Here is a 23,354-nt window from a genome sequence, read left to right as displayed (position 1 = left end):
GTACCCGGGCGGTGGGCCCTTGCCGGCGGCTGATTGACCGGGCCGCCCGGCGGGGACCGTACTTCCCGATGAACAGGAAGGTTGGGCATGACCGCACTCGGATTCCTCTACCCCGGCCACTCGGCCGAGGACGACTACCCGCGCATCGAGCAGCTCCTCGGCAGCGACATCCGTCTGACCGTCGTCCACACGGACGGGGGCGAGGACGCGCACCACATGGACGCGCTCCTCGACATGGGCTCGGCCGACCGTCTCGCGGCGGGTGTCGAGGAGCTGCGCCTGTCCGGCGCGGAGGCGGTGGTCTGGGCGTGTGCGACCGGCAGTTTCGTCCAGGGGGTGCAGGGCGCCCACGAACAGGTCCGCGGCCTCGCCAGGGCGGCCGGACTGCCCGCGTCCTCGACGTCCTTCGCCTTCGCACACGCGGCGCGGGAGATCGGCGTGGACCGGGTCGCGATCGGGGCGGCCTGGCCCGACGACGTGGCCGCGCTGTTCGCGGCGTTCCTGAAGGAGACCGGCACGGAGGTGGCCGCGGTGCGCGGCTTCGGTGCCGCCGCCTCCGAGGAGGCCTCCGGCTGGGACTACGGCCGGGTCCTCGCGCTGGCCCGGGAGGCCGATCACCCGGACGCCGGGGCGGTCGTCCTCCCCGACACGGCCCTGCACACCGCCTCCCACCTGACGGCCCTGGAGAAGGACCTCGCCAAACCGGTCCTCACCGCGGCCCAGGTCACCGTCTGGGAGGCCCTGCGCCTGACGGGCCGCAAGGTCAACGCCCCCGACCTGGGCACCCTCTTCACCCGAGAACCCATCATCCAGGCGTGAGACAGGATCAGCCCCTCCGGCGGGCGATAGTTTCAGCCCCTCCGGCGTTTGAGGAGCGGGGTCTGGGGCGGAGCCCCAGGTACGGGACGGGCAGGGGCGGAGGGGGCGAAACACCGCTTCCCCAGTACCCCGGGCGGGCTCCCCACCCCGCCCGGGGGAATAAACGGAGACGGCCTCCTGTTAATCGGCGGAAGGACCGCAACTGGTAGGCAACAGGAGGCACCCCCGGTGGACGAGACGCCCAAGACGGACGAGATCCGCGGCACAGCACAGGGCACCGCCCCCGTACCCCTGTCCGTACTGGACCTGGTCACGGTGGGCGCGGGCCGCACCGCGACCCAGGCCCTGCGCACCAGCGTGGAGATCGCCCGCCTCGCGGAATCCCGCGGCTTCCACCGCTACTGGGTGGCCGAACACCACTCGATGCCCGGCGTGGCCAGCTCCTCGCCCGCCGTGATCCTCGCCCACCTCGCCGCCCACACGCACCGCATCCGGCTCGGCTCCGGCGGAGTGATGCTCCCCAACCACGCCCCGCTGGTCATCGCGGAGCAGTTCGGCACCCTGGAGGCGTTGGCTCCGCACCGCATCGACCTGGGCCTCGGCCGGGCCCCGGGCACGGACGGCGCCACGGCCGCCGCGCTGCGCCGCACCCAGCGGGCGGCCGAGGGCGCCGACGACTTCCCCGAACAGCTCGCGGAGCTCGTCCGCTTCCTGGACGACGACTTCCCGGACGGCCACCCCTACACCCGGATCCACGCCGTCCCCGGGCCCGTGCAGGCGACCTCGCCGGGCGGTGTCCAGTCCCCGCACCGGCCCCCGGTCTGGCTGCTCGGTTCCTCCGGCTTCAGTGCCCGCCTCGCCGGCGTCCTCGGCCTCCCGTTCGCCTTCGCGCACCACTTCTCGGCGCAGAACACGATCCCGGCCCTCGACCTCTACCGCGAGTCCTTCCGGCCCAGCGCGGTCCTCGACGCCCCGTACGCCCTCATCGGCGTCTCCGCCCTCGCCGCCGACGAGGAGAAGGAGGCCCGCCGTCAGGTGCTGGCGGCCGCCCTGAGCATGGTCCGCCTGCGCACCGGACGTCCCGGCCTCGTGCCCACCCCGGAGGAGGCGGAGGCGTACGAATTCAGCCCGATGGAGCGGGAGTTCATCGGTTCCTGGAACGCCAACGTCATCCACGGCACCGCCGCCGAGGTGCGCGCCGGCCTCGACGACCTCCAGAAGCGCACCGGCGCCGACGAGTTGATGATCACGGGCAACGCGCACAGCGGTGACGTACGGCTGCGCTCGTACGAACTGATCGCGGACGCCTACGGGTTGCCGGGGGAGCCGGCCGCCGAGGAGGCCTGAGGCCGGGTCGCCGACATCAGGAGCGCGGAGATGCGTTCGGGTGCCACCGGCCGGGAGTAGAGCCACCCCTGGCCGGTGTCGCAGCCGATCCCGCGCAGCCGTGAGGCCTGCGAGGCGGTCTCCACGCACTCGGCGGTGACCGTCAGGCCGAGCCGGTGGGCGAGCTGGATGAGCGCCTCCACGATGACCTCGTCGGCCGGGTTGGGGTGGGCGGAGGAACCGTCGGCGTTCTCGTACTGGAAGCCGCGGACGAAGGCGCCGTCCAGCTTCAGCACGGACACCGGGAGCCTGCTCAGGTAGGCGAGGTTCGAGTAGCCGGTGCCGAAGTCGTCGATGGCGATGCGGACACCCATGTCGCTGAGGGCCTGGAGTGCCTGGAGCGGGCGGCCCGCGGAGCCCATCACCGCCGACTCCGTCAGCTCCAACTGCAGCAGGTGCGGGGCCAGTCCGGTCTCCGCCAGGATCTTCGCCACGTCCGCCACCAGGTCGGAGTCCCAGACCTGGCGCACGGCGACGTTCACACTGACGAAGATCGGTGGCGCGTCCGGGCGGTCGAGCTGCCAACGGCGCGCCTGGCGGCAGGCGGTGGCCAGGACCCAGCGGCCGAGCTGGACGATCGAGCCGTTCTCCTCGGCGAGTCCGATGAACCGGTTCGGTGTGAGTGTCCCGAACCGCGGGTGGTTCCAGCGGACGAGCGCCTCGACGCCGTGCACCCCGCCGTCCTCCATCCCCACCAACGGCTGGTACTCCAGGGTGAATTCACCCCGATCGACGGCCGATCGGAGGGTGGCCGACAGGGCCTGGCGGGTCATGCGGTGCGCGTTGCGCTCCGGGTCGAAGAGCGTCCAGCGGCCCTTGCCGTCCGCCTTCGCCCAGTACAGCGTGGTGTCCGCGGCCTGCATCAGAGCGGTCGCGGTGGTGCCGGTGGCGCGCCGCTCGACGACCCCGATGGACGCCGACAGGGACAGCCGCTGCCCCGACAGGTCGAACGGCGCCTGGAGCGCCTTCAGCGCGGACTCGGCGAGATCCGCCAACTGGTCGGTGCCCGTGGAGTCCTCGACGAGCAGGGCGAACTCGTCCCCGCCCAGCCGCGCCACCAGGGGAGCGGCCGCCCTCGTGAGGCCGGCCTCCTCCGCGCAGCGGGTCAGACGCTCCGCGACCGCCGCGAGCAGCCGGTCCCCGACCCGGTGGCCGAGTGTGTCGTTGACCGCCTTGAACCCGTCGAGGTCCAGATAGCAGAGCCCGATCCGGCCGGTTCCGCACTCCTCGTACGCCTCCGCCTCCAGCGCCGCCGACAGCCGCTCGAAGAACAGGGTGCGGTTGGGCAGCCGGGTCACCGGGTCGTGCATCTGCAAGTGCCGCAGCCGCGCCTGGAGTTCACGGCGCGCGCCGATGTCGGTGACCGAGATCAGGACCGCCTGTTCCTGCGGCGGCAGCGGCGCGATCGTGACCTGCGCCCAGATCACCTGGCCGTCGGGGTGCTTGAGCCGGCGGGTGCAGCGCAGCCGGGCCTGGCTGCCGCCCAGCATCTCGCGGTACGCGTGCCAGGTGCGGGCGTCGGAGGCCAGGTCCATCAGGTCGGCGGCGGCCCGCCCGGTCAGCGTCCGCGTCCCGGTGCCGAGCAGCGCGCTCAGTGCCTCGTTGGCGGTGACGACGAGACCGTCGCGGTCGACGACCGCCATCGCGAGAGGGGCGGTGGCGAACGCCGAGTGGAAGGTACGGAGTGACGTTCCGTCGGGAACCGCCAGGGGTGCCGGTGCCCCGGAAGGCGGCTCCGGCAGCACGGACGGTACGGAAGGGGAGAGTGGGCCGGGAGAGGTCCCGGCGGACGTACGAGAAGACGCGTTGACGTGACGTTCTGTGACGGCCGGCCGGACGAGGTCCCCCGCGGGCGCCGGCCCTTCGGACGTTCCGCTCACCGTTCGCTCCCGCAGTGCACTCGTTCTCGGTCTGGGTCTCTCGGGGCGGTCGGCCGGTGATGGGCGGCCGCACAAGCCGGGTCCGTGCAGGAAAGTGTGCCGATCATAGAGGCTGCCCGCGAAACGGTGCGGCCACTGTCCAGTGTCCAGGAACAACCACCTGTTCTGACAGATCGTTTCTGCCTGTTATCCGGACGGGTTCCTTCTCCCGCCGACCGCACGTGACGTTCCGTGCATGTCCGGGGGTGTCGTCCCGCTCGTCGGCTCACTCTTCCGGTGCAGACAAACAGGGCAAAATAGTACAAACGCGAGCAGGCTGGAGGCGGTGTCCCGAAACCGCATCCGGAGGTCGACGTGCCGCGTCCGCTCCCCTTGAGGGTTCTCGCTCGCGGGGCCCTGCGCGGCCTCGCCCGCGACGGGGCGCCCCGCTGGCGCAGCACCGCGGCCATGTTCACCTCGATGACCGCGCTCGCCGCGACCTCCCTGGGCCCGGGCCACGCGCTCGCCGAACCGCTCGCGTCGCCGTGCGCCCTGACGCGGACCGCGGCGCACCACTCGGAGGGCGCCGACACCTGGAACAGCGCCTACGTGCGTCCCACCCGCCCGCTCGACGCCGTGATGGTCTTCCTGTCCTTCCCGGACTCCACCCCGCGCACCACGCCCGCCGAGCTGACGGGCGACTACTTCCCCGCCACCAGCCGCTTCTTCGAGCAGGCCTCGTACGGGAAGTTCACGGTCCGGCCGCACCCCCAGCGCGCCTGGATCCGGATGCCGCACGCCTCCACCTCGTACGCCATACAGCGCGACTGGAACGCCGGTGACCGTGCCGCCTATCTGCGCGACGCCCTCGCCGTGGCCGACCCGAAGGTCGACTTCTCCCGTTACGACGTCGTCTACTTCGTCGCGGACCCGGACGCTCCGGGCGTCGACTCGGACGCCACGAAGGTCGTCAACCTGGACACGCCGCTGCACGCGGACGGCAAGGACATCCGGCGCGTCGTCACGGTCTTCGAGAAGCATCCGCCGGACCGCCTCGTCCTGGCGCACGAGACCGGCCATGTCTTCGACCTGCCCGACCTCTACCACCGCCCCGCCGACGGCAAGGGCGACTGGGACACCTATGTCGGCGACTGGGACCTCATGGGCAGCCAGTTCGGCCTCGCCCCCGACCTGTTCGGCTGGCACAAGTGGCGGCTGGGATGGCTGGAACCGCGCCAAGTGGCGTGCGTCATGGGCTCCGGCATCACCCGGCTGACGCTGGAGCCGCTGGAGACGGGACCCGCGCGCTCCGCGACGGCTTCGGCCGGCGCGAGCACCGCAGGGGCCGGAACCGGGGTGCTGGCCTCCCGCCCGGCCGAGCCGGCGACGAGCGGGCCGGCCGCGGCGGACGGCACGGGAGGGATGGCGGCGATGGGAGGGGTGACCGCGGCGGTCGCCTCCGGGGCGGCGGGTACGAGCGGGGCCACTGGAAAGGCCCGTACGGGCGGGGGTACCGGAACGGCCGGGACGAAGGACGCCGGCAAGAGTGCCACCAGGGTGGCCGGGACGGAAGGGGGTGCCGGGGAGACCAGGGCGAAGGGTGCCGCCGACGCGGCCGGTACGACGGTTGCCGCCGAGGGGGCCGCTGGTACGGCCGGGACGAACGAGGCCGCCGAGGTGACCGGGGCGACGGGCGTCACCGGCGCGGCGGGGACGAGCGGGGCCTGGCAGGGGCCGCGGGTGCCCGCGGGCGCGGCGCGGACGTCGTCGCGCGGTTCGGGCGCGCCGGGCACGTCCCGGAGCGCGGTGGGTGTGGCCGCGCCGCCCGGCTCGCAGACCTTCGGCGCCGGCTCGGGCACCAAACTGGCGGTGGTCCCGACGGGCCCGGACAGCGCGATCGCCCTGGAGGCGCGCGGACCGGTGGGCAACGACAGCTCGACCTGCGACCGGGGCGTCCTGGTCTACCGCGTCCGCAGCCGGACCGAGTCGGGCAGCGGCCCCATCCAGGTGCTGGACGCCCACCCGCGCTCCGAGTCCTGCTGGGAGGACTCGGTGTACCCGCCGCTCGCGGACGCCCCGGTGCGCCTCGGGGAGACCTTCCAGGTGCCGGGCGCGGACATCCGGGTCCAGGTGGAGGACCGGACCGCCTCGGGGGCCTGGACGGTGCGGATCACGACCGGCTGAGGACGGTGCGGATCACGACCGGCTGAGCGGCCCGGCGAAGGCGGAAACGACGAGAGCGGGATGCTCGCGTCTCCGCGAATCATCCCGCTCTCGTTGGCGTGCGCCGCCAGGGACTCGAACCCCGGACCCGCTGATTAAGAGTCAGCTGCTCTAACCAACTGAGCTAGCGGCGCCTGCTGACGTCGTAGACCTTAGCATCCTGATCGGCGGGAGGAAAAATCGATATCCGTACCGCCGCCGACGCCGCGGCGCGGGCCGCCCGCACGGCCGCCCAGAGCAGGATCTCGGGGCCGGGGAGCCAGGGCTGCCGCGTGTCGGGGGCGACCAGCCAGCGGGAATCGGTCCGTACGGCGTCCGGCGCGGCGCCCCCGGGGACCGGCGGGGGCACGGTGACCGCGTCCCCCGTTCCGTGGCAGAGCAGCGGCGGCACCTCCCGGCACCGCCCCGGCCGGCCGCCCGGTTCCGCGCCCCACTCCTCCCACTCCATGAGCGAGGGGAGCCGCTGGGCCGTGCCGGGTGCGGCGAACAGCAGGATCCGCCCGCGGTGGGCCGCCACCGGGCCCGAGCCCGGCCCCTCCTCCCAGAGCCGGTCGAGCATCCGCCGCCCGAACAGGGCCGAGGTGCTGACGACGTCGAACGCGCTGCCGCAGAGCAGGACGACCGGCGCGTCGGGCCGCTCGCGCCACAGGGCGAGGGTGCTGCGCGGATACGCCCCGGCGGAGGCGAGCCAGGCGGCGCCCTCGGCCGTGACACCGGAGACGTCGAGCCCCTCGGGCGACCTCGCCCCGGGGCTCTGCGGGGTGCTGTTCGGCACGTTCCGTGTGCTGCTCATGCCGCATACATCTACCGGGGGTGAGCGTCCCGCCCCGGACGGTTGCCCGAAACCGGGACAGGCGGGGCCGAGGTGGAGTATCTTGCCCGGCTGGCATATGCCAGGAACGGGGTGGAAACGGGCGTCCGACGGTCCTCGCCCCGGGCGGGCGTCCGACGGTCCTCGCCCCGGGCGGGCGTCCGACGGTCCTCACCCCGGGCGGGCGTCTGCCGGTCCTCGTCCCGGGCGGGCGCGTCAGAGCGGGTCGGTCACCCCGTGGCCGTGTCCGTTGCCCTCCGTGCCCCGCAGCAGGCCCTGGCCGAACTCGACCATCTTCTTCGCGTAGTCCTCGGTCCACTCGGCGCGCTCGGCGATCGAGGCGGTCGTCAGCCGGTCGAAACGGCGCGGATCGGCGAGCTGCGCGGCGGCGATGGCCTGGAACTCGACGGCCCGGTCGGCCGCGGCGCGAAACGCCTGCGCCAGCTCCGTGGACCGGTCGAGCAGCGCGCGCGGGTCGTCGATCGACTCCAGGTCGAAGAAATGCTCCGGATCCCCGGCGGCCTCCGCGGGCTCGAAGAGCAGGGGCGCGGGGCGTAGCCGCGGTTCGTTCCGACGCGGCGTGGGCTCCGCCATGTCTTCTCCTCCTCGTACGGTTCGGGGCCCCTCTCGGCAAAGGGCCACCGTCCATTGTCTCGCGCCCGCGCAAGTGGGCCGAAGCGTCCCGCCCGCCCGCCGGGACCCGGACCCCGCCGGATCCGCGACCGCAGGGCTCAGCACCGCAGGGCCACCCGGTGTTCCGCCAGGTGCGACAGCACCGAATGATTGGCCTCCCAGCCATCCGGAAACTTCACGGTCACCCCCAGTTGCACGGGCTCGGTCGACGGGTGGTCGTCCAGCAACTCCGTGATTCCTTCCCGGCAGATCACGATGCACGCGTGCCGGTGCCGGGAAGCGAGGACGCACAGACGTCCGGTCTCCAGATGGAAGGCCGTGGCGTCGGGCCGCCCCGACAGCGGGTGCAGGACCACCGTGACGTCGAACTCCCGTCCCTGGAGCCGGTTCGCCGTGTCCACCGTGACGTCCGTGACACCGAGACCCGCGAGGGCCGCCCGTACGGCCGCTGCCTGGTCGCGGTGCGCCGTGCCCACCGCGATCCGCTCGGCCGTCAGCGGCACCGGGTCCTGCGCCCGCTCCGAGGTGGCCGCGCCGCCCCGGTCGAGCAGCCGCCGTACGACCCCGGCCACCGCGTGCACCGCCTCCGGGTCCGTGCGCGGGGTGTGCCGGGCCGGCAGCTCCAGCAGACCCCAACCGGACTCCGCCGCCTCGTCGATGACCCGGTCGGTGCCCGAACCGTCCGACGGGACACCGAAGTTCAGCCGCCGGTCGCCGTGACCGGTGCCGCTGCGGAACGGCGTGTACGGGTAGAAGGCGTCCGAGACCAGGGGCGCGGCCGACGCCGGCAGCCGCCAGGACACCGGCAGCCGGTGCTGCGGCAACCGGGGATTGTGCGCGAGCAGGGTGGACACCGCGGACGCGGACGGGTCGTACGACAGTCCCGCCCACTGCTCCGCGCCGACGATCGAGAACGGGTCCAACTGGCCGGGGTCGCCCACGAACAGCGCCCGCTCGAAGAGCCCGGCCACCGCGAGGAGCGCGTCCGAGCGCATCTGGTACGCCTCGTCGACGATCGCGTGCCGCCAGGGCTCGACGCCCTTGACGTGGGCCCACTTCGCCGCCGTCGAGACGACGACGTCCAGGCCCGCGAGGTCCGCCGCCTTCGTGGACTTGCGCACCTGGTCCAGGCCGTCGAGCGCCTTGTCGTACGGGTCGGAGTCGCTGCTGTGCAGCCGGCCCACGGGCAGGTCCGGCTCCTTCTCCGCGAGCCGCAGCACCAGATCGTCGACCTGGGCGTTCGTCTGCGCGACCACCATCAACGGGCGTCCCGCGGCCGCGAGTTCGAGAGCGGCCCGGACGACGAGGGTCGACTTGCCGGCCCCCGGCGGGGAGTCCACCACGACACCCCGGTCGCTGCCGTGCAGGGTGTCGCGCAGGATCGCGTCGGTGGCGCGGGCGGCCTCGGCACCCGGGTCGAACACGGCGGTCACAGGACGTCCTCCTCGGTCACCGGGTCCGGCAGCGGCAGGGCGCCGGGCTCACCGGGCGGCCCTCCGTGCGTCCACGGCGTCTCCTCCGGGTCGGGCAGCTTGGCGCCGCCGCGCTGCTCGTGCTCGAAGAGGGTGAAGCAGACGAGATCCCCCTTCTCCGGCACGGAACCCGCCTCGGGCTCCTTGCCGCGCCCCATCTTGTCGACGATCCGCAGCACCAGGGCCGCGCCCTCGTGGTCGTACCCCACGAACTCCGCGGCCTGCGGCTTCCCGCCCAGCGAGCGGTACACCCTGGCCCGTTCCCCCAGGTGCGGGCGGTCGTCCGTGCGGACGGTCACCAGCGGCCGGGGACTCGGCCGCTTGCCCTCGCCGTAGGCCATCACGACCTCGGTGACCTCTCCGGCGAACGCCTCCCCGGCGAGTCGCCGGCCCGCCATGACCAGCGGGTCGTCGAGGGCCTCCTGCGCCTCCAGCCGGGCCTGCTCCCGCTCGCGCGTGGCCAGCTTGTTCGCGGCGGTGACCGCGTCGTCGTGGCGCGGCTGCGGCGGCTCGCCCGCCACGACCCGGTCGCGGTGTCCGGTGAACGACCAGCGGTCGCGGGTCCAGCGGTCGGCGGCGTGCGCCCCTTCCGGCAGGGCCCGCAGCAGGTCCAGGCCGCGCCAGACCGCGTCCCAGGTGGGACGGGTGACGCTCGCGACCAGTTCGCGGATCGTCCGCTCCGCGGCGGTGAGTTCACCGAGCCGGTCGTCCGCCTCGACGCCGTCCTCGGCGGCGGCCAGCGCGGTCCGCGCGCGGTCGTAACGTTCGATCGCGGGGGCCAGCAGGTCGTTGTCGAAGGCGGGGTCGGTGGCCGGTCCCGCGGGCGGGCACACGAGCTGGCCGCGCGCGTCGCGCTGGAGCTCGGCCCGCACCGCGGCCTCGGCGCCCGGCTCGCCGTCCGGCGGATCGAGCCAGGCGAGCAGCGCCCCGAGATGCTGGTCCTCCAGGCTGCTCTGCCCGGTGGCCCAGTGCCGGGACAGCACGTCGGTCAGGGCCAGGAGCAGGGCGGAACCCGGCACCCGGGCACGCTCCCCGAAGTGGGTCAGCCAGCGCCCGGCCAACGGCACCCGGGGAGGCGCCGGATGCGGGGTCTCGGGGTCCTGCTCGGCGGTACGCCGAAAACGGGTGGAGCGCCCGAGGAGACGGATGAACTCGATGCCGGCCCGGCCCGGCACGACGATCTGCGGCGCGTCCGCGCACAGTTCGACCTCGACCTTGACGCGCTTGCCGGTCTCCGGGTCCGTCTCGCTGCGCTCGGCCGCCTCGACCACGTCCGCGAAGGTGTCGATGTACGGCAGGACGACGTCGGCCAGTTCGGCGAGGAAGGCGAAGCGCAGGTCGCGGTCGCGGGGCTGCGGCACGACCAGCAGCCGGGGCGCGTCCCGGTCGGTGCCGACGAGGGCGCCGAGCGGGGCCCCCGCCTCGCCCGCGGTGGTCAGCGGCACGAACACCAGGGGCCGTTCGGCGAGATGGCGGTGGAGCACGGTGGCGGCGGGCTGCGCCCGGCCGCTCTGGACGGCCTCCAGCCGCGCGAGGGCGGTGATCAGTGACATACGCCCGCCTCCCGGCCGTCGGCCACACCGGGGGCGGGCACGGTGGGCACCCCGGCGGGGCCGGTCGCCGGGCCCTTCCGGACCGCGGGGCCCTCCGGCGCGCCGGTCCGGGACGCGGCCGTGCCGAGCAGGGCCTCCGCGCGCAGCGCCGCCGCCCTTCGGAGGGCCGCGACGGCGGGATCCCCGGGATCGCCCGCCTTTCCGTGCGCCGCGGCCAGGACGTCGGGGACGGTCGTCAGACCGCCCAGCTCCGCGCGCAGCGAGCGGCCGAGCGAGGTCACCGCGCCCTCGGCGCGCGACCGGGCCCGGCAGTGGAAGGCCAGTTCGCAGGCGGACAGGCACTCGGGAGCGTAGGTCGCGGGGACCGCCTCGACGGCCGTGATCAGTTCCTCGGCGGGAAGGCCGGGGGAGAAGCAGGTGCCCTCGGGGAGGGCGGCCGCGATGTCCTCGACGCGGGTGAGGCGGGCGAGCTGGCGGCGGGTGACCGCGCGCTGCTTGCGCACGTCGACGGCGGAGGCGGCCGGGAGGTTGGAGAAGTCCTTCGGGCAGACCAGCAGGACCCGGTGATGGACCTCGGGAGCGGGGTCGAGGCGGGCCGCGACCTCCTCCAGGGCCAGGACGTACACCGCGGACTGCCGGGCGGCGGCGCCCACCTTGGCCGGGTCGGCCGAGCCGTCGAGCATCGGGAAGGACTTGATCTCGACGACCGTCCAGTCCCCGTCCGGATGCACGACCACCGCGTCCGGCTCCAGGAAGGCCGGGGAGCCCGCGACGTCCAGGGCGAGCATCGGGTGGTCGAGCAGGGTCCAGACGCCGGCCCCGGCGGCCTCGCGCAGCGCCAGTTCCGTACGGGCCGTGCGTCCCTCGGGGCCGATCGCGCTCAGGTCGGGCACGGCACCGGCGCCGGGCGGCTCGGCGCCCGGGTCCAGCCTCTCGTGCACCAGCCGCAGCAGCTCGGCGCCGCCGTCGGCCTTGACCCGCGCCTCGAACGCGTTGCCCCGCATGAAGGCGAACTGGGACATCCCGAACGCGGACGGCGCGCCGAGCGCACCGGCCAGCTTCGCCTTGTCCACGCCCACGCCGTCCAGCAGGGCGCGCCGGTCGCACCCCGGGTTGGCGGCGAGCGCCGCGAGGGCGCGCGCGTCCAGCGCCTTCGGCGCGATGTCGGGACCGCGCAGCTCAGCGAGCTGCTGTCGCAGCGCTGTCGTCCGCGTCCGTGGCGGCGGAACCCGGCTCGGCTCCCGGCCCGGGTCGGGACTCGCGCTGTCGGGGAATTCGTTCACCCGGGGAAGTCTGGCACCCCGCACTGACAATCGCGGAACCCTCGCCCCCCGAGGCACCCCCGCCCCACGGGACGACGGCCGCCAGCAGCGTCCGCACCCGGTCCGCCGCCCGCATCACGAAGGGGGTCAGCAGAAGACCGGCCCCCATCACCGCGACACCCGCGACGGCGTCCAGGAAGTAGTGGTTGGCCGTGCCCATCACGACGATCGTGGTGAACAGCGGATAGACGACGGCGGCGACCTTCGCGGCGGGCGTACGGCCGTGGCGCCACAGCATCACTCCGCACCACAGCGCCCAGCCCACGTGCAGGCTCGGCATCGCCGCGTACTGGTTCGTCATCCCGCCCATGCCGCGCGGCGCGCTCGCCTCGCCGCCCCACCAGCCGTAGCTGCTGTACTGGGCCATCGTGTCGACGAAGCCGTGCTCGGGCGACAGCAGCCGGGGCGGGCAGGTCGGCAGCAGGGTGAAGCCGATCAGGCCGATGAACGTGGAGGTCCACAGCCAGGTGCGGGCCGCGCGGTAGCGCACGGACCGGGAGCGGAACAGCCATATCAGGATCGCCGGGGTCACCAGGTAGTGCAGCGAGGCGTACCAGAAGTCGGCGGGCACGCCGAGCCAGGCCTCCCGCGTGAACAGCCGGTTCAGCGGATGTTCGGCGTTGAGGTGGAGGGCCTTCTCGACGCGCAGGATCTCCAGGCCGTGGTCTGTCGCGCCGGAGGCGTCGCCCCGGGCGAGCAGTCGGCCCGCGGTGTACGCCGCGTACACGAGCAGGATCAGCGGGACCTCGGTCCACCAGCGCAGACGCGCCTGCGACGCGGCGGACGCGCGCAGCTCGGCCCATCGGCCCGGCCGGACGCGCGGTGCCGCTTCGGTACGCGGTGCATCGGTCTGCGGCATCCGATCGCCCTCCCCCATCTGCTCGTGTCCATCTGCTGTGGTGACCGGCGGTCGGTGGCCACCCGGGGATTTTACGGTGTGCGCGAATGCCCCGAAGGGGCGCCCCGGATGTCAAAGACGCGGAGATCGCCCTCCGGGTTGCCCGCAACGGCGGTGCGCGATGATGGAGTGACCCACTCCTCAGTCGTCCACGGGTGAGCAGCGTCTCATCCGTGCCGCCCGCCCCGGAAAGGCTCCTCGTCATGGCACCGCGCATCCTGCTGGCCCGGCACGGACAGACCGAATGGTCACTGTCCGGAAAGCACACCGGCAGGACCGACATCCCGCTCCTGGAGGAGGGACGGCGCGGAGCCAAGCTGCTGGGCGAGCGGCTGCACCGGTCGCCGCTGGACTCGCTGCCCGCCGCCGAGGTGCGTACCAGCCCGCTCGCGCGCGCGAGCGAGACGTGCGAACTCGCCGGTTTCGGGGAGCGGGCGACGACCTGGGACGCGCTCCTCGAGTGGGACTACGGCGCCTACGAGGGCATGACCCCCGCCGAGATCCAGGACGTCCGTCCCGGCTGGTTCATCTGGCGCGACGGTGTCCCCGAGGGGGAGACCCTGGAGCAGGTCACCGCGCGCGCGGACGAGGTCGTCGCGTGGGCCCGCTCCGCGGACCGCGATGTGCTGATCTTCGCCCACGGCCACATCCTGCGGTCCATAGGCGCCCGCTGGCTGGGTCTTCCCCTGGACTTCGCGGCCCGCATCCGCCTCAACCCGACCTCGCTGTCGGTGCTCGGCTGGGCCTACGGGGAGCCCGCGATCGAGGTCTGGAACGACTGCGGACACCTGAGCGCCTGACCGGCGCGGACGGTGGTCCTCACGCGATGCGCGGCAGGCTCGCGTGGCGGTCGAGGAACGCCGAGACACCCGAGGCCCTGCGGTGCGGGAGCAGCACGCGGGCCGTTCCCGCCAGCATGGTCTGGATGCGGGAGGACTGCACCTCGTTCAGCAGGTCCAGGACGCGCAGGCCGGCGGCGGCGGCCTCGTCGGGGCGGCCGCCGCGGGCGAGGTCGTCGGCGAGTTCCGCGGTGTAGAGGGCGATGTTGCGGGTGAAGTGCGGGTCCTGCAGGTGGGCGGCGCGGCGTGCGTGGCGGGCGGCCCGGGGCCAGTCGCCCAGCGTCGACCAGCACTGCGCCTCCAGGCCCTCCAGCTCGGCCTCCCCGTAGAAGGTCATCCACTCGGGGTCGGTCTCCGAGGGGCCGCGTTCGTACAGGGCCTGCGCGCGGGCCATCGCCTGCTCGCATCCCCGGCGGTCGGCGAGTCCGGCCCAGCCGCCCGCCTCGCGCAGGGCGAGCAGGGACAGCAGCCGGGAGGAGCCGAGGGGGCGTGCGGCGCGCTGGGCCGCCTGGGCCGCGCGCACGGCCTCGCGCGGGCGCCCCGCGTCGCGGGCGAGGAACGCCGTGTTGCAGAAGGCGTGGGCCTCCAGGCCCGCGTCGCCCGCCATCCGGGCGGTGGCGAGGGCTTCCGCGTAGTGGGAACGGGCGTCGTCGAAGCGTCCGGAGTCGTGCGCCAGCCAGCCGACCGAGATGGCCAGTTCGCCGGCTCCGGAGTACAGCCGGTCGGCGATCCTCTGCCGGGTGGTGCCCGCGTCGAGCAGTTCGTACGCGGTGCGCAGGGGAGCCGCGGCGCGTCGGTAGAGACCGTCGGCCCCGTGTCTGTCGTCGAGCAGCCGGATCCGGCGGACGGCCTCCTCGAGGGCGCCCGCCTCGGACGTACCGGCCCGGTGGACGCGTCGTTCCGCGGCCGCGGCGCTGCCGCCGAAGGGTCCCAGTGAGGCCGCCGCCACGGTGGCGGTGCCTCCGGTCATGAATGCGCGACGCTGCACGTCGCTCTCCTCGTGGTTCTGATCGCGTTTCTCGTACGGGCCGTACGGATCCCACAAGGGGTGGGGGCCGTACGGATCGTGCGGGTGGTGCGGATCGTGCGGGCTGTCCGTGTGGTGCGCGGTGTGCGGGCCGTACGGGGCCGGGGCGTGGAGCTGACCCGGCATCTCATACGTCTCGTGCGCCCCGTCCGTCTCATAAGGGGCGTGTGGAGGGTTCGTGGAGTGCGCGAGGGGGGAATCCCCCGTGTCGCGCGCCCCGCGCCCGCGTACCCATGAGCGGGGCGTGAAACCGAGGTCCGTCAGCGTGCGGCCGGGAAACATGTGCAGGAACACCCGCTCGTACGCGTAGTTGGGACAGCGGATCTCGCCCGCCTCGACGCGCCCGATGTAGCGCGCGTCGCAGCTCACCCGCTCGCCGATCTCGCGTGCGGCCCTCCGTACCAGCGCGGCGAACTCGCCCGGGGAGCGCTGGCCGCGCAACCGCCGGAAAGCGAGATTCGGCCGTGGTGGCCGGGGGGACGGGGACGAGGTCACCGATGACGACGTCATGGCCGGGCCCTCTCTTACGAACCGTCGAACCACGCCGGATCCGGGGCTGAGTTGACCTGGTTGCACCCAGAAGGTGCCCTGGTTCCGGCGGGGCAAGAACGTACCTGTTGTGACAACGCCGCCACGCTGGGTTTGGCTACAAACCGGATATCTCATCCACGATCTGCCATGAACTGCCATCCTTTGTGGCGGAGTTTCGCCGTAGCCGTTGACGTCCCGGCGCGTTGAACCGGGTGGACCGGGAGCCGCCCGAACTCCCGACCCACTCGTCATGAGGAGGGGTTCCGTTGGAGGCCGGGATGCAGATCACGCAGAGCACCGATTTCCGTACGCCGCCGTCGACCGCGCGGCACGCGCCGTCCCCGGAGTGCGGCGCGCCGCCGCGGCCCGCCGCCGGGTGCGACCTGGTGACCGTCCCGGCCCGTCAGGGGCTGGAGGCGGTCGACATCCTGCGCCGCGGCGCGGCCGACCTCGTGGGGCCCGTCCTGCACGACGACGGCTGCGACACCCTCGGCTTCCTGGTGCCGCCCGGCACCGCCGACGCCTGGGACGTGCCCGGCAGCACCTGTACGCAGACCGACGGCCGGGGCCTGAGAGCGGCCCCCGAGCCCCCGGTCGAGGGCTCGGACTGGCTGCTCCCGCCCGGTGAGGCGGACCTCGCGACCGATCCGGCGGTGCTGCGGGCCGCGCTGGGCGAGGCCGCCCGGCTGATCGAGGCGGCGGACGGCTGCCGGTGAGCGGCGGCACCCCGGTGACCGGTCGCTGAGCCGACCCGCCGCCGCGCCCCGATAATGGCCAGATGGCAAGGGCGAGGAAACAGCGGGCGGACGACGGCCGCGACACCGGGCGGGGCGGACGACGCGGGCAGGGCGCCGCCGAGGCGGTCGTCGAACCCGTCGACGGGGGGCTCGCCGAACTGCTGCCCGACCGGGACCGGGCACGCGCCTGGACCCTGCTGATCGACGGAGCCCCGCAGTCCCACGTCGACCTGGACGACCCCTCGTACCTGAGCTTCGAGTACCAGCGCCGGCTCGGCCACGTCATCGACCTCGTCGCCCCGCCCGGCAGACCCGTGCAGGTCGTCCACCTCGGCGGCGGCGCCCTCAGCCTGGCCCGCTACACCGCCGCCACCCGCCCCCGGTCCACCCAGCAGGTCGTCGAACGCGACGCGGCCCTCGTCCAACTGGTCCGCCGTGAACTCCCGCTGGACCCGAACGCCCGGATCCGGGTGCGGTCCGTGGACGCGCGGGAAGGTCTCGCCAAGGTGCCCGACGGCTGGGCGGACCTGGTCATCGCCGACGTGTTCAGCGGCGCCCGCACCCCGGCCCATCTGACGTCGGCCGAGTTCGTCACGGAGGTCCGCCGGACCGTGAAGGACACCGGAATCTACGCCGCGAACCTCGCCGACGGACCCCCGCTCGCCCACCTCCGCGGGCAGATCGCCACCGTCGCCTCCGTCTTCCCCGAGCTCGCCCTGGTCGCCGACCCGACGGTCCTGCGCGGCAAGCGCTTCGGGAACGCCGTCCTCGTCGCCTCCGGCCGGCCGCTGCCCATCGCGGAACTGACCCGGCGCGCCGCCTCCGACCCGCATCCCGCCCGGGTCGAACACGGCAGGGAACTCCTGGACTTCACCGGGGGCGCGGCGCCGGTCACGGACGCGGTGGCGGTCGCGTCCCCCGCCCCGCCGCCTTCCGTGTTCCGCTGACCCGGCGTCAGCGGGGCCGGGACCCGGCAGTTGACCGGCGTCCGCGGAGCCGGGCGCGGGCAGGACAGGCATCGGCGAGGCCGGACGCCGACAAGGCCCGCCGCGCGTAAGCCCGTTCGCCCCGGAGGCCGGTTCAGTACGTCCCGATGTCCACGTGCGGTGGCCCGTCGTGCCAGTCGCAGAACACCGACACCCGGTCGGCGCCCGAGGAGAACTCCACGCGGATCCACGTCTCGGTCTTCCACACCTGCATCGACCAGCCGGTGTTCGGCGTCGCGGACACCAGCGTCCCGTACGTGGCGGTGATGTCGAAGACCACCCGGCCGCCGTCGGAGTCGTAGCTCTTGACCTGCCCGGAGGGGGACGGAGACGCGGCCGGGGCCGACGGCGCCGGTGACGGACCGCCGCTCGCCGAGGCGGACTTCGAGGGCGCCGCGCTCGGCTTCGAGCTCGCGGACGGCCTGCTCGCGGCGCTCTTCGACGGCTCGGCCCGCCGGGTCGAGGACGCCAGGGGCTTCGTCTCCTCGGCCGTCGCGCCCGCCACCGTGATGGGCAGGGCGCGCGGCGGGTCGTAGGCCGTGCCCGTCATGACGGTGTGGACACCCCACCAGGACAGCGTGACCGCCGCGCCCGTGGCGAGCGACCACGCGAGTACGTGTACGAGTCCTCTGCGCATCGCCGCCATACTGCACCACGAGCACCACGGGTGTCTCACGGCCCCGGAAGGATCCGGAATGTCCCCGGGGGAGCGGTCCGGGATTGTCCACAAGTGCCTGGCGGGCGTTGTCCACAGGCCCGGACGGCCGTCCCCGGATGGCGTACGGTGCCGCCCATGGCAAGTGTGCTCGTTGTCGAGGACGATCAGTTCGTCCGCTCGGCGCTCATCCGGCATCTGACCGAGGCCGCGCACATCGTGCGCAGCGTCGGCACCGCCCTGGAGGCGCTGCGCGAGGTCGCCCATTTCTCCTTCGACGTCGTGATCCTCGATCTCGGACTGCCCGATCTGGACGGGTCCGAGGCGCTGAAGATGCTGCGCGGGATCACCGACGTCCCGGTGATCATCGCCACCGCGCGGGACGACGAGACGGAGATCGTCCGCCTGCTGAACGCCGGGGCGGACGACTATCTGACCAAGCCGTTCTCGGTCGAGCACCTGTCCGCGCGCATGGCGGCGGTGCTGCGCCGCTCGCGCACCACCGTGGGCGAGGCCCCCGTGTCGACGGTCATCCGCGTCGGCGGGCTCGCCATCGACCCGCTGCGCCGCCAGGCGGAACTGGACGGCGTACGACTCGACCTCACCCGGCGCGAGTTCGACCTGCTCGCCTTCCTCGCCGGGCGCCCCGGTGTGGTCGTGCCGCGCAAGGAGCTGCTCGCCGAGGTGTGGCAGCAGGCCTACGGCGACGACCAGACCATAGACGTCCATCTCTCGTGGCTGCGCCGGAAACTGGGGGAGACGGCGGCACGCCCGCGCTATCTGCACACCCTGCGCGGAGTCGGCGTGAAGCTGGAGCCCCCGAGAGCGGAGCGGCCGCTGTGAGGTGGGCACTCGTCAAGGTGTGCGTGGCCGTCACGACGATGGTCGTCGTCGCGTTCGCGGTCCCGCTCGGCCTGGTGATCAAGGAGATGGCGCGCGACCGGGCCTTCTCGAACGCCGAGCGGCAGGCCGCGGCCATCGCGCCCGCGCTCTCCATCACCACCGACCGGGACGAGCTGGAGCGCGTCGTCGCCTCGGCCGGCTCGGACGCGCAGATGGCCGTGCACATCCCCGCCGACGACGGCAAGGCGGCCGTCGAGATCGGCGAACAGCGCGCGGCAGGCAAGGACGTCGCCATGACCCGGCGGCTGGGCCGGGCCTCCACCGCCGACGTGCCCGGCGGCTCCGCGCTGCTCCAGCCCGTCGCCCTCAGCTCCGGCATCGCGGTCATCGAGGTGTACGTCCCCGAGGCCGAGGTCAGCAACGGCGTCGGCACGGCCTGGGCGGTCCTCGCCGCGGTCGGTGTCGCCCTGATCATCGGCTCCGTCGCGGTCGCCGACCGGCTGGGCGTGCGGATGGTGCAGCCCGCGCAGCGCCTCGCCGAGAGCGCGCACGAACTGGGCGAGGGCAAGCTCGGCTCCCGCGTGCCCGAGGAGGGGCCGACCGAACTGCGGCAGGCCGCCGTCGCGTTCAACTCCATGGCCGACCAGGTCGTCCAACTGCTCGCCAACGAGCGGGAACTCGCCGCCGACCTCTCGCACCGCCTGCGGACACCGCTGACCGTGCTCCGCCTCAACGCCGCCTCGCTCGGCGACGGACCGGCCGCGGACCAGACCCGGGCCGCCGTCGAGCAGCTCGAACGCGAGGTCGACACGATCATCAGGACGGCCCGGGAGGCCAAGCCGCAGACCGCGGCGATCGGTGCCGGAGCCGGGTGCGACGCCTCCGAAGTCGTGCGTGAGCGCATGGACTTCTGGTCGGCGCTCGCCGAGGACGAGGGACGCAAGGTCCGGGTGGCCGGTGTGGACCGGCCGTGCCGCATACCCGTGGCCCGCGCCGACCTCGCCGCCGCGCTCGACGCCCTCCTCGGCAACGTCTTCCGCCACACCCCCGAGGGCACGGCCTTCGCGGTCGACGTGCACAACGCCGAGGACGCCGTGATCGTGCTGGTCTCGGACGCGGGCGCGGGAATCGTGGACCCGGAGGCGGCGATGGCCCGCGGCCGGGGTTCGGGCACCGACGGGTCGACGGGCCTCGGCCTCGACATCGTGCGACGCCTCGCCGAGTCGACGGGCGGGGACGTACGGATCGGCTCCTCCGTGCTCGGCGGGACCGAGGTACGCATCTGGATCCAGCTCGACGGCAGAGCGCCCCTCCGCACCGGCCACCGGGGCACGGTGCGCCGCCGCAGACGCAACGCGGGCGTGCGCTGAGCCTGCCGCCGGGCGCACGGCAAACCGCCCCCATTGGTCTCGACCTTTAACGTCTCCCGATGCCTTCCTTAAGCGGACCCTAAGATCCTCAACCGCCGTCCGGATCACGCGGTTTGACCGATTCCGGATCGCTAGCGTGATGCCCGCACCCCCTGGGACGACCCCAGCGATCCCCCCCCGTGATTCCGCGAAGGCAGGCACACGCGATGAGCAGTACGCACCGGCGCAAGGTCAGTGGCAGGAACAAGGCGATAGGCGGCGTCGTCGCGGCGGCCGTGGTCGGCGGCGGCGCCTTCCTGTTCACCGGAGTCGCGAACGCCTCCAGCGTCGGCGCCGCGTACACCAGGACCAGCGAGTGGTCCACGGGCTACACCGCGCAGTACGTCGTCTCCAACGACACCGGCCAGCGCAAGCCGGACTGGAAGCTGGAGTTCGACCTGCCCTCGGGCTCCAAGCTCAGCTCGCTGTGGGACGCGACCTCGTCGGTGAGCGGACAGCACGTCACCGTGACCCCGCCGTCCTGGGACAAGGACGGCCTGGCGGCCGGCGAGTCCGTCACCGTCGGCTTCGTCGTGAACGGCACCGCGAACCCGACGGGCTGTGTCATCGACAGCACCAAGTGCTCGGTGGACGGTGCGACGCCCGAGCCGAGCGGCCGTCCGACGCAGACCGCGACCGCCACGGCCACGCCCACCCCGACCGCGAGCGCGACCCAGAGCGCGACCCCGAAGCCGACGGCCACCGCCACCGCCACCCCCACCCCCACGCAGACCTCGGGCAGCGGCAACACGACGACCGCCGGCTTCGCGCCCTACGTCGACACCTCCCTGTACCCGGCGTTCGACCTGCTGAAGGCGGCCGACTCCACCGGCGTGAAGAACTACAACCTCGCCTTCATCACCGACGGCGGCGGCTGCACGCCGAAGTGGGGCGGCGTGAGCGACCTCGCCAGCGATGGGGTGGCCGCGCAGATCGGCGCGCTGCGCGCCAAGGGCGGCGACGTCCGGGTCTCCTTCGGCGGGGCCTCCGGCTCGGAGCTGGCCACCACCTGCTCCTCCGCCGACGCGCTGGCGGCGGCGTACGGCAAGGCCGTGGACGCCTACAAGCTGACGAAGGTCGACTTCGACATCGAGGGCGGGGCGCTGCCCAACACCACCGCCAACACCAACCGCGCGAAGGCCATCGCCAAGCTGCAGCAGCAGCACCCGGACCTGGACGTCTCCTTCACCCTGCCGGTCCTGCCCCAGGGCCTCACCCAGGACGGCGTCAACCTGCTCGCCGACGCCAAGTCCAACGGCGTGAAGATCAGCGCCGTGAACATCATGGCGATGGACTACGGCCCGGCCTTCAGCGGTGACATGGGCGACCTCGCCGAGCAGGCCGCCACGGCCACCCAGGCGCAGATCAAGAGCGTCCTCGGCCTCTCCGACAGCACCGCGTGGAAGACGGTCGCCATCACCCCGATGATCGGCGTCAACGACGTGTCCTCGGAGATCTTCAAGGTCGACGACGCCTCGCAGCTCGTGACCTTCGCGAAGTCCAAGGGCATCGGCTGGCTCTCGATGTGGTCCGCCACCCGTGACAAGCAGTGCGCCGGCGGTGCCAAGAACACCGCGGACGCGGTCTGCAGCTCCATCGTCCAGAGCGACGGCGCCTTCTCCAAGGCCTTCGCCGCTCTCAAGTAGCCATCGCGAGAACGGGGGTTGCGCGCCCCGGCCGGACCTCTCCACCCCCCACCCGGCCGGGGCGTCGTAGCGGGACATGAAAGGCGGGGGCCGCATCCGGAGGACTTCCGGGTGCGGCCCCCGCCTTTCGCACTCCCACCGGGCCCCCGGACACGGGCCGGGGCGCGGCACCCCCCTCGGGTGTCGCGCCCCGTTTCCCCCGTGTCCCCGGGCGCCGGCCTACTCGGCGGGCGCCACCGGAGCCAGCGTTCCCGTGCGGGCCGCCTGGCTGTACCAGTGGGCGCTCGACTTCGGGGTGCGCTTCTGGGTCGCGTAGTCGACGTACACCGCTCCGAAGCGCTTCTCGTAGCCGTAGGCCCACTCGAAGTTGTCCAGCAGGGACCACAGGTAGTAGCCGCGGACGTCCGCCCCGTCCTCGATCGCGCGGTGCACGGCGGACAGGTGGCCGTGCAGGTAGGCGACGCGCTCGGGGTCGTGGACGCGGCCGTCCGGGTCCGGCTTGTCGTCGTAGGCCGCGCCGTTCTCCGTGATGTACAGGGGCAGACCCGGTGCCTCACGGGTGTACCGCATGATCAGCTCGTGCAGTCCCTGCGGCTCGATCGTCCAGCCCATCTCGGTGCGCTCGCCCGGCGTCTGGTGGAATGCGACGTCGTCCGCGCCCGGCCAGGGGGAGTGCGCGCTGGAGCCGTGGCCGTCCGCGCGCGGACCGTCCGAGACGGCCGTGGCGGCCGAGACCAGCGTCGGCGTGTAGTAGTTGAGGCCGAGGGCGTCCAGCGGCTGGTGGATCAGCGCGAGGTCGCCGTCCTGGACGTAGGACCAGTCGGTGATCGACCGGGTCGCCGTGAGCAGGGTCTCCGGGTAGGCGCCGTGCAGCATCGGACCGTGGAAGACGCCGTTGGCGAGATCGTCGATGCGCTGGACCGCGGCCAGGTCCGCCGGGTCCTGCGAGAGCGGCCGGATCGGGCAGGAGTTGAGGCTCACCGCGACCGAGTTGCGGGAGGGCATCACGGAACGCAGCGCCGACGTGCCGAGCCCGTGCGCGAGGTTCAGATGGTGGGCCGCGCGCAGCGCCGCCGCCGGGTCCGTCCGGCCGGGGGCGTGCACACCGGAGCCGTAGCCCAGGAAGGCGCTGCACCAGGGCTCGTTCAGCGTGATCCACTGCTCGACACGGTCGCCCAGCGCCTCGCCCACGATCTGCGCGTACTCCGCGAAGCGCAGCGCCGTCTCGCGCTCGGGCCAGCCGCCGGCGTCCTCCAGCTCCTGCGGCAGGTCCCAGTGGTAGAGGGTGATCGCCGGCTTGATGCCCTTCGACAGCAGCTCGTCGACCAGACGCCGGTAGAAGTCCAGTCCGCGCTGGACCGCGGGGCCCCGGCCGGTGGGCTGCACCCGCGACCAGGAGACGGAGAAGCGGTACGCGCCGAGGCCGAGGTCCGCCATCAGGGCCACGTCGTCGCGGTAGCGGTGATAGTGGTCGACAGCGATGTCACCGTGCTCGCCGCCGGCCGTCTTGCCAGGTGTATGGCTGAAGGTGTCCCAGATCGACGGCGTTCGGCCGTCTTCCCGCACCGCGCCCTCGATCTGGTAGGCGGAGGTCGCCGCACCCCAGAGGAAGGCCGGAGGAAACGTCACGGGTGTTGCGGACTCAGGCATGGAAGCGCTCCCAAGGGGGTCGTGAAGACCGACGAGTTGGAGGGGGGAAGTGAGG

General features: G+C 73.4%; 18 protein-coding genes, 1 tRNA gene and 1 pseudogene. 9 read left to right on the top strand and 11 right to left on the bottom strand.

Going from position 1 to position 23,354, the window contains the following annotated elements; all coding sequences use genetic code 11:
- Nucleotides 1-87: 87 nt before the first annotated feature.
- Both ACZ4TO_RS14140 and ACZ4TO_RS14135 read left to right on the top strand, forming a co-directional pair.
- Complete coding sequence (locus ACZ4TO_RS14140; RefSeq protein WP_382789974.1) at nt 88-819, top strand: maleate cis-trans isomerase family protein; 732 nt, start codon at nt 88-90, stop codon at nt 817-819.
- Nucleotides 820-1,047: 228 nt separating this feature from the next.
- A complete protein-coding gene (locus tag ACZ4TO_RS14135) occupies nt 1,048-2,166 on the top strand; it encodes an LLM class flavin-dependent oxidoreductase (protein WP_468024262.1) in 1,119 nt (372 codons plus the stop codon).
- On the opposite strand, the gene ACZ4TO_RS14130 is transcribed toward ACZ4TO_RS14135, so the two are convergent.
- A complete protein-coding gene (locus ACZ4TO_RS14130; protein ID WP_382789968.1) occupies nt 2,127-4,085 on the bottom strand; it encodes a putative bifunctional diguanylate cyclase/phosphodiesterase in 1,959 nt (652 codons plus the stop codon). The two genes, ACZ4TO_RS14135 and ACZ4TO_RS14130, sit on opposite strands and share 40 nt — an antisense overlap.
- Nucleotides 4,086-4,439: 354 nt before the next feature.
- On the opposite strand from ACZ4TO_RS14130, the pseudogene ACZ4TO_RS14125 reads away from it, so the two are divergent.
- Nucleotides 4,440-5,408: pseudogene (locus ACZ4TO_RS14125) on the top strand (M6 family metalloprotease domain-containing protein); the annotation flags it as partial.
- A gap of 939 nt (nt 5,409-6,347) precedes the next feature.
- Here ACZ4TO_RS14125 and ACZ4TO_RS14120 read toward each other — a convergent pair.
- From ACZ4TO_RS14120 to ACZ4TO_RS14090, 7 genes are all read right to left on the bottom strand, one after another.
- Nucleotides 6,348-6,421, bottom strand: a tRNA-Lys gene (locus ACZ4TO_RS14120).
- The gene (locus ACZ4TO_RS14115; RefSeq protein ID WP_382789965.1) at nt 6,412-7,080 is read right to left on the bottom strand and encodes a bifunctional DNA primase/polymerase; all 669 of its coding nucleotides are present in this window, start codon (nt 7,078-7,080) and stop codon (nt 6,412-6,414) included. The genes ACZ4TO_RS14120 and ACZ4TO_RS14115 overlap by 10 nt, the downstream gene beginning before the upstream one ends.
- Before the next feature lie 234 nt (nt 7,081-7,314).
- A complete protein-coding gene (locus ACZ4TO_RS14110; protein WP_382789963.1) occupies nt 7,315-7,692 on the bottom strand; it encodes a hypothetical protein in 378 nt (125 codons plus the stop codon).
- A 137-nt stretch (nt 7,693-7,829) separates the two neighbouring features.
- Nucleotides 7,830-9,164 carry an AAA family ATPase gene (locus tag ACZ4TO_RS14105; RefSeq protein ID WP_468024261.1) on the bottom strand — a complete coding sequence of 445 codons (1,335 nt, stop codon included), beginning with the start codon at nt 9,162-9,164 and terminating at the stop codon, nt 7,830-7,832.
- The gene (locus ACZ4TO_RS14100; RefSeq protein ID WP_468024260.1) at nt 9,161-10,756 is read right to left on the bottom strand and encodes a hypothetical protein; all 1,596 of its coding nucleotides are present in this window, start codon (nt 10,754-10,756) and stop codon (nt 9,161-9,163) included. The genes ACZ4TO_RS14105 and ACZ4TO_RS14100 overlap by 4 nt, the downstream gene beginning before the upstream one ends.
- Nucleotides 10,747-12,039: a hypothetical protein gene (locus ACZ4TO_RS14095; protein WP_468024259.1), complete on the bottom strand. Its 1,293-nt coding sequence runs from the start codon at nt 12,037-12,039 to the stop codon at nt 10,747-10,749. The genes ACZ4TO_RS14100 and ACZ4TO_RS14095 overlap by 10 nt, the downstream gene beginning before the upstream one ends.
- Nucleotides 11,936-12,937 (bottom strand): phosphatase PAP2 family protein, encoded by a 1,002-nt coding sequence (locus ACZ4TO_RS14090; protein WP_468024258.1) that lies wholly within the window; start codon nt 12,935-12,937, stop codon nt 11,936-11,938. The genes ACZ4TO_RS14095 and ACZ4TO_RS14090 overlap by 104 nt, the downstream gene beginning before the upstream one ends.
- A 242-nt stretch (nt 12,938-13,179) precedes the next feature.
- On the opposite strand from ACZ4TO_RS14090, the gene ACZ4TO_RS14085 reads away from it, so the two are divergent.
- A complete protein-coding gene (locus tag ACZ4TO_RS14085; RefSeq protein ID WP_382789951.1) occupies nt 13,180-13,776 on the top strand; it encodes a histidine phosphatase family protein in 597 nt (198 codons plus the stop codon).
- A gap of 19 nt (nt 13,777-13,795) precedes the next feature.
- On the opposite strand, the gene ACZ4TO_RS14080 is transcribed toward ACZ4TO_RS14085, so the two are convergent.
- A complete protein-coding gene (locus ACZ4TO_RS14080) occupies nt 13,796-15,352 on the bottom strand; it encodes a hypothetical protein (RefSeq protein ID WP_468024257.1) in 1,557 nt (518 codons plus the stop codon).
- Between the two features lie 299 nt (nt 15,353-15,651).
- Here ACZ4TO_RS14080 and ACZ4TO_RS14075 point away from each other — a divergent pair, with 299 nt between their 5' ends.
- Both ACZ4TO_RS14075 and ACZ4TO_RS14070 read left to right on the top strand, forming a co-directional pair.
- Entirely contained in the window at nt 15,652-16,089 is a 438-nt protein-coding gene (locus ACZ4TO_RS14075) for a hypothetical protein (protein WP_382789946.1), read from the top strand.
- A gap of 62 nt (nt 16,090-16,151) precedes the next feature.
- Complete coding sequence (locus ACZ4TO_RS14070; protein ID WP_382789943.1) at nt 16,152-17,057, top strand: spermidine synthase; 906 nt, start codon at nt 16,152-16,154, stop codon at nt 17,055-17,057.
- Between the two features lie 133 nt (nt 17,058-17,190).
- Here the strand turns inward: ACZ4TO_RS14070 and ACZ4TO_RS14065 are convergent, their stop codons facing one another.
- Complete coding sequence (locus tag ACZ4TO_RS14065; RefSeq protein ID WP_468024256.1) at nt 17,191-17,733, bottom strand: hypothetical protein; 543 nt, start codon at nt 17,731-17,733, stop codon at nt 17,191-17,193.
- 156 nt (nt 17,734-17,889) lie between these two features.
- Here ACZ4TO_RS14065 and ACZ4TO_RS14060 point away from each other — a divergent pair, with 156 nt between their 5' ends.
- From ACZ4TO_RS14060 to ACZ4TO_RS14050, 3 genes are all read left to right on the top strand, one after another.
- Nucleotides 17,890-18,594 (top strand): response regulator transcription factor, encoded by a 705-nt coding sequence (locus tag ACZ4TO_RS14060; RefSeq protein ID WP_355770372.1) that lies wholly within the window; start codon nt 17,890-17,892, stop codon nt 18,592-18,594.
- A complete protein-coding gene (locus tag ACZ4TO_RS14055) occupies nt 18,591-19,964 on the top strand; it encodes a HAMP domain-containing sensor histidine kinase (RefSeq protein WP_468024255.1) in 1,374 nt (457 codons plus the stop codon). Before ACZ4TO_RS14060 ends, ACZ4TO_RS14055 begins: the two co-directional genes overlap by 4 nt.
- A gap of 206 nt (nt 19,965-20,170) precedes the next feature.
- Entirely contained in the window at nt 20,171-21,649 is a 1,479-nt protein-coding gene (locus ACZ4TO_RS14050) for a glycoside hydrolase family 18 protein (RefSeq protein WP_468024254.1), read from the top strand.
- 219 nt (nt 21,650-21,868) lie between these two features.
- Here the strand turns inward: ACZ4TO_RS14050 and ACZ4TO_RS14045 are convergent, their stop codons facing one another.
- Nucleotides 21,869-23,299 (bottom strand): GH1 family beta-glucosidase, encoded by a 1,431-nt coding sequence (locus tag ACZ4TO_RS14045; protein ID WP_382789932.1) that lies wholly within the window; start codon nt 23,297-23,299, stop codon nt 21,869-21,871.
- Between the last annotated feature and the right edge of the window lie 55 nt (nt 23,300-23,354).

Source organism: Streptomyces sp. NPDC028298 (assembly GCF_055565895.1).
The sequence above is the reverse complement of the archived record's forward strand: the minus strand, read 5'-3'. Positions and strand labels throughout refer to the sequence as shown.

Bases quoted from the DNA above. Each gene is read 5' to 3' on its own strand.
- ACZ4TO_RS14065 (WP_468024256.1), bottom strand. From the start codon at position 17,733: ATGCGCAGAGGACTCGTACACGTACTCGCGTGGTCGCTCGCCACGGGC.
- ACZ4TO_RS14080 (WP_468024257.1), bottom strand. From the start codon at position 15,352: ATGACGTCGTCATCGGTGACCTCGTCCCCGTCCCCCCGGCCACCACGG.
- ACZ4TO_RS14075 (WP_382789946.1), top strand. From the start codon at position 15,652: ATGCAGATCACGCAGAGCACCGATTTCCGTACGCCGCCGTCGACCGCG.
- ACZ4TO_RS14090 (WP_468024258.1), bottom strand. From the start codon at position 12,937: ATGCCGCAGACCGATGCACCGCGTACCGAAGCGGCACCGCGCGTCCGG.
- ACZ4TO_RS14050 (WP_468024254.1), top strand. From the start codon at position 20,171: ATGAGCAGTACGCACCGGCGCAAGGTCAGTGGCAGGAACAAGGCGATA.
- ACZ4TO_RS14085 (WP_382789951.1), top strand. From the start codon at position 13,180: ATGGCACCGCGCATCCTGCTGGCCCGGCACGGACAGACCGAATGGTCA.
- ACZ4TO_RS14045 (WP_382789932.1), bottom strand. From the start codon at position 23,299: ATGCCTGAGTCCGCAACACCCGTGACGTTTCCTCCGGCCTTCCTCTGG.
- ACZ4TO_RS14060 (WP_355770372.1), top strand. From the start codon at position 17,890: ATGGCAAGTGTGCTCGTTGTCGAGGACGATCAGTTCGTCCGCTCGGCG.
- ACZ4TO_RS14115 (WP_382789965.1), bottom strand. From the start codon at position 7,080: ATGAGCAGCACACGGAACGTGCCGAACAGCACCCCGCAGAGCCCCGGG.
- ACZ4TO_RS14140 (WP_382789974.1), top strand. From the start codon at position 88: ATGACCGCACTCGGATTCCTCTACCCCGGCCACTCGGCCGAGGACGAC.
- ACZ4TO_RS14070 (WP_382789943.1), top strand. From the start codon at position 16,152: ATGGCAAGGGCGAGGAAACAGCGGGCGGACGACGGCCGCGACACCGGG.
- ACZ4TO_RS14100 (WP_468024260.1), bottom strand. From the start codon at position 10,756: ATGTCACTGATCACCGCCCTCGCGCGGCTGGAGGCCGTCCAGAGCGGC.
- ACZ4TO_RS14110 (WP_382789963.1), bottom strand. From the start codon at position 7,692: ATGGCGGAGCCCACGCCGCGTCGGAACGAACCGCGGCTACGCCCCGCG.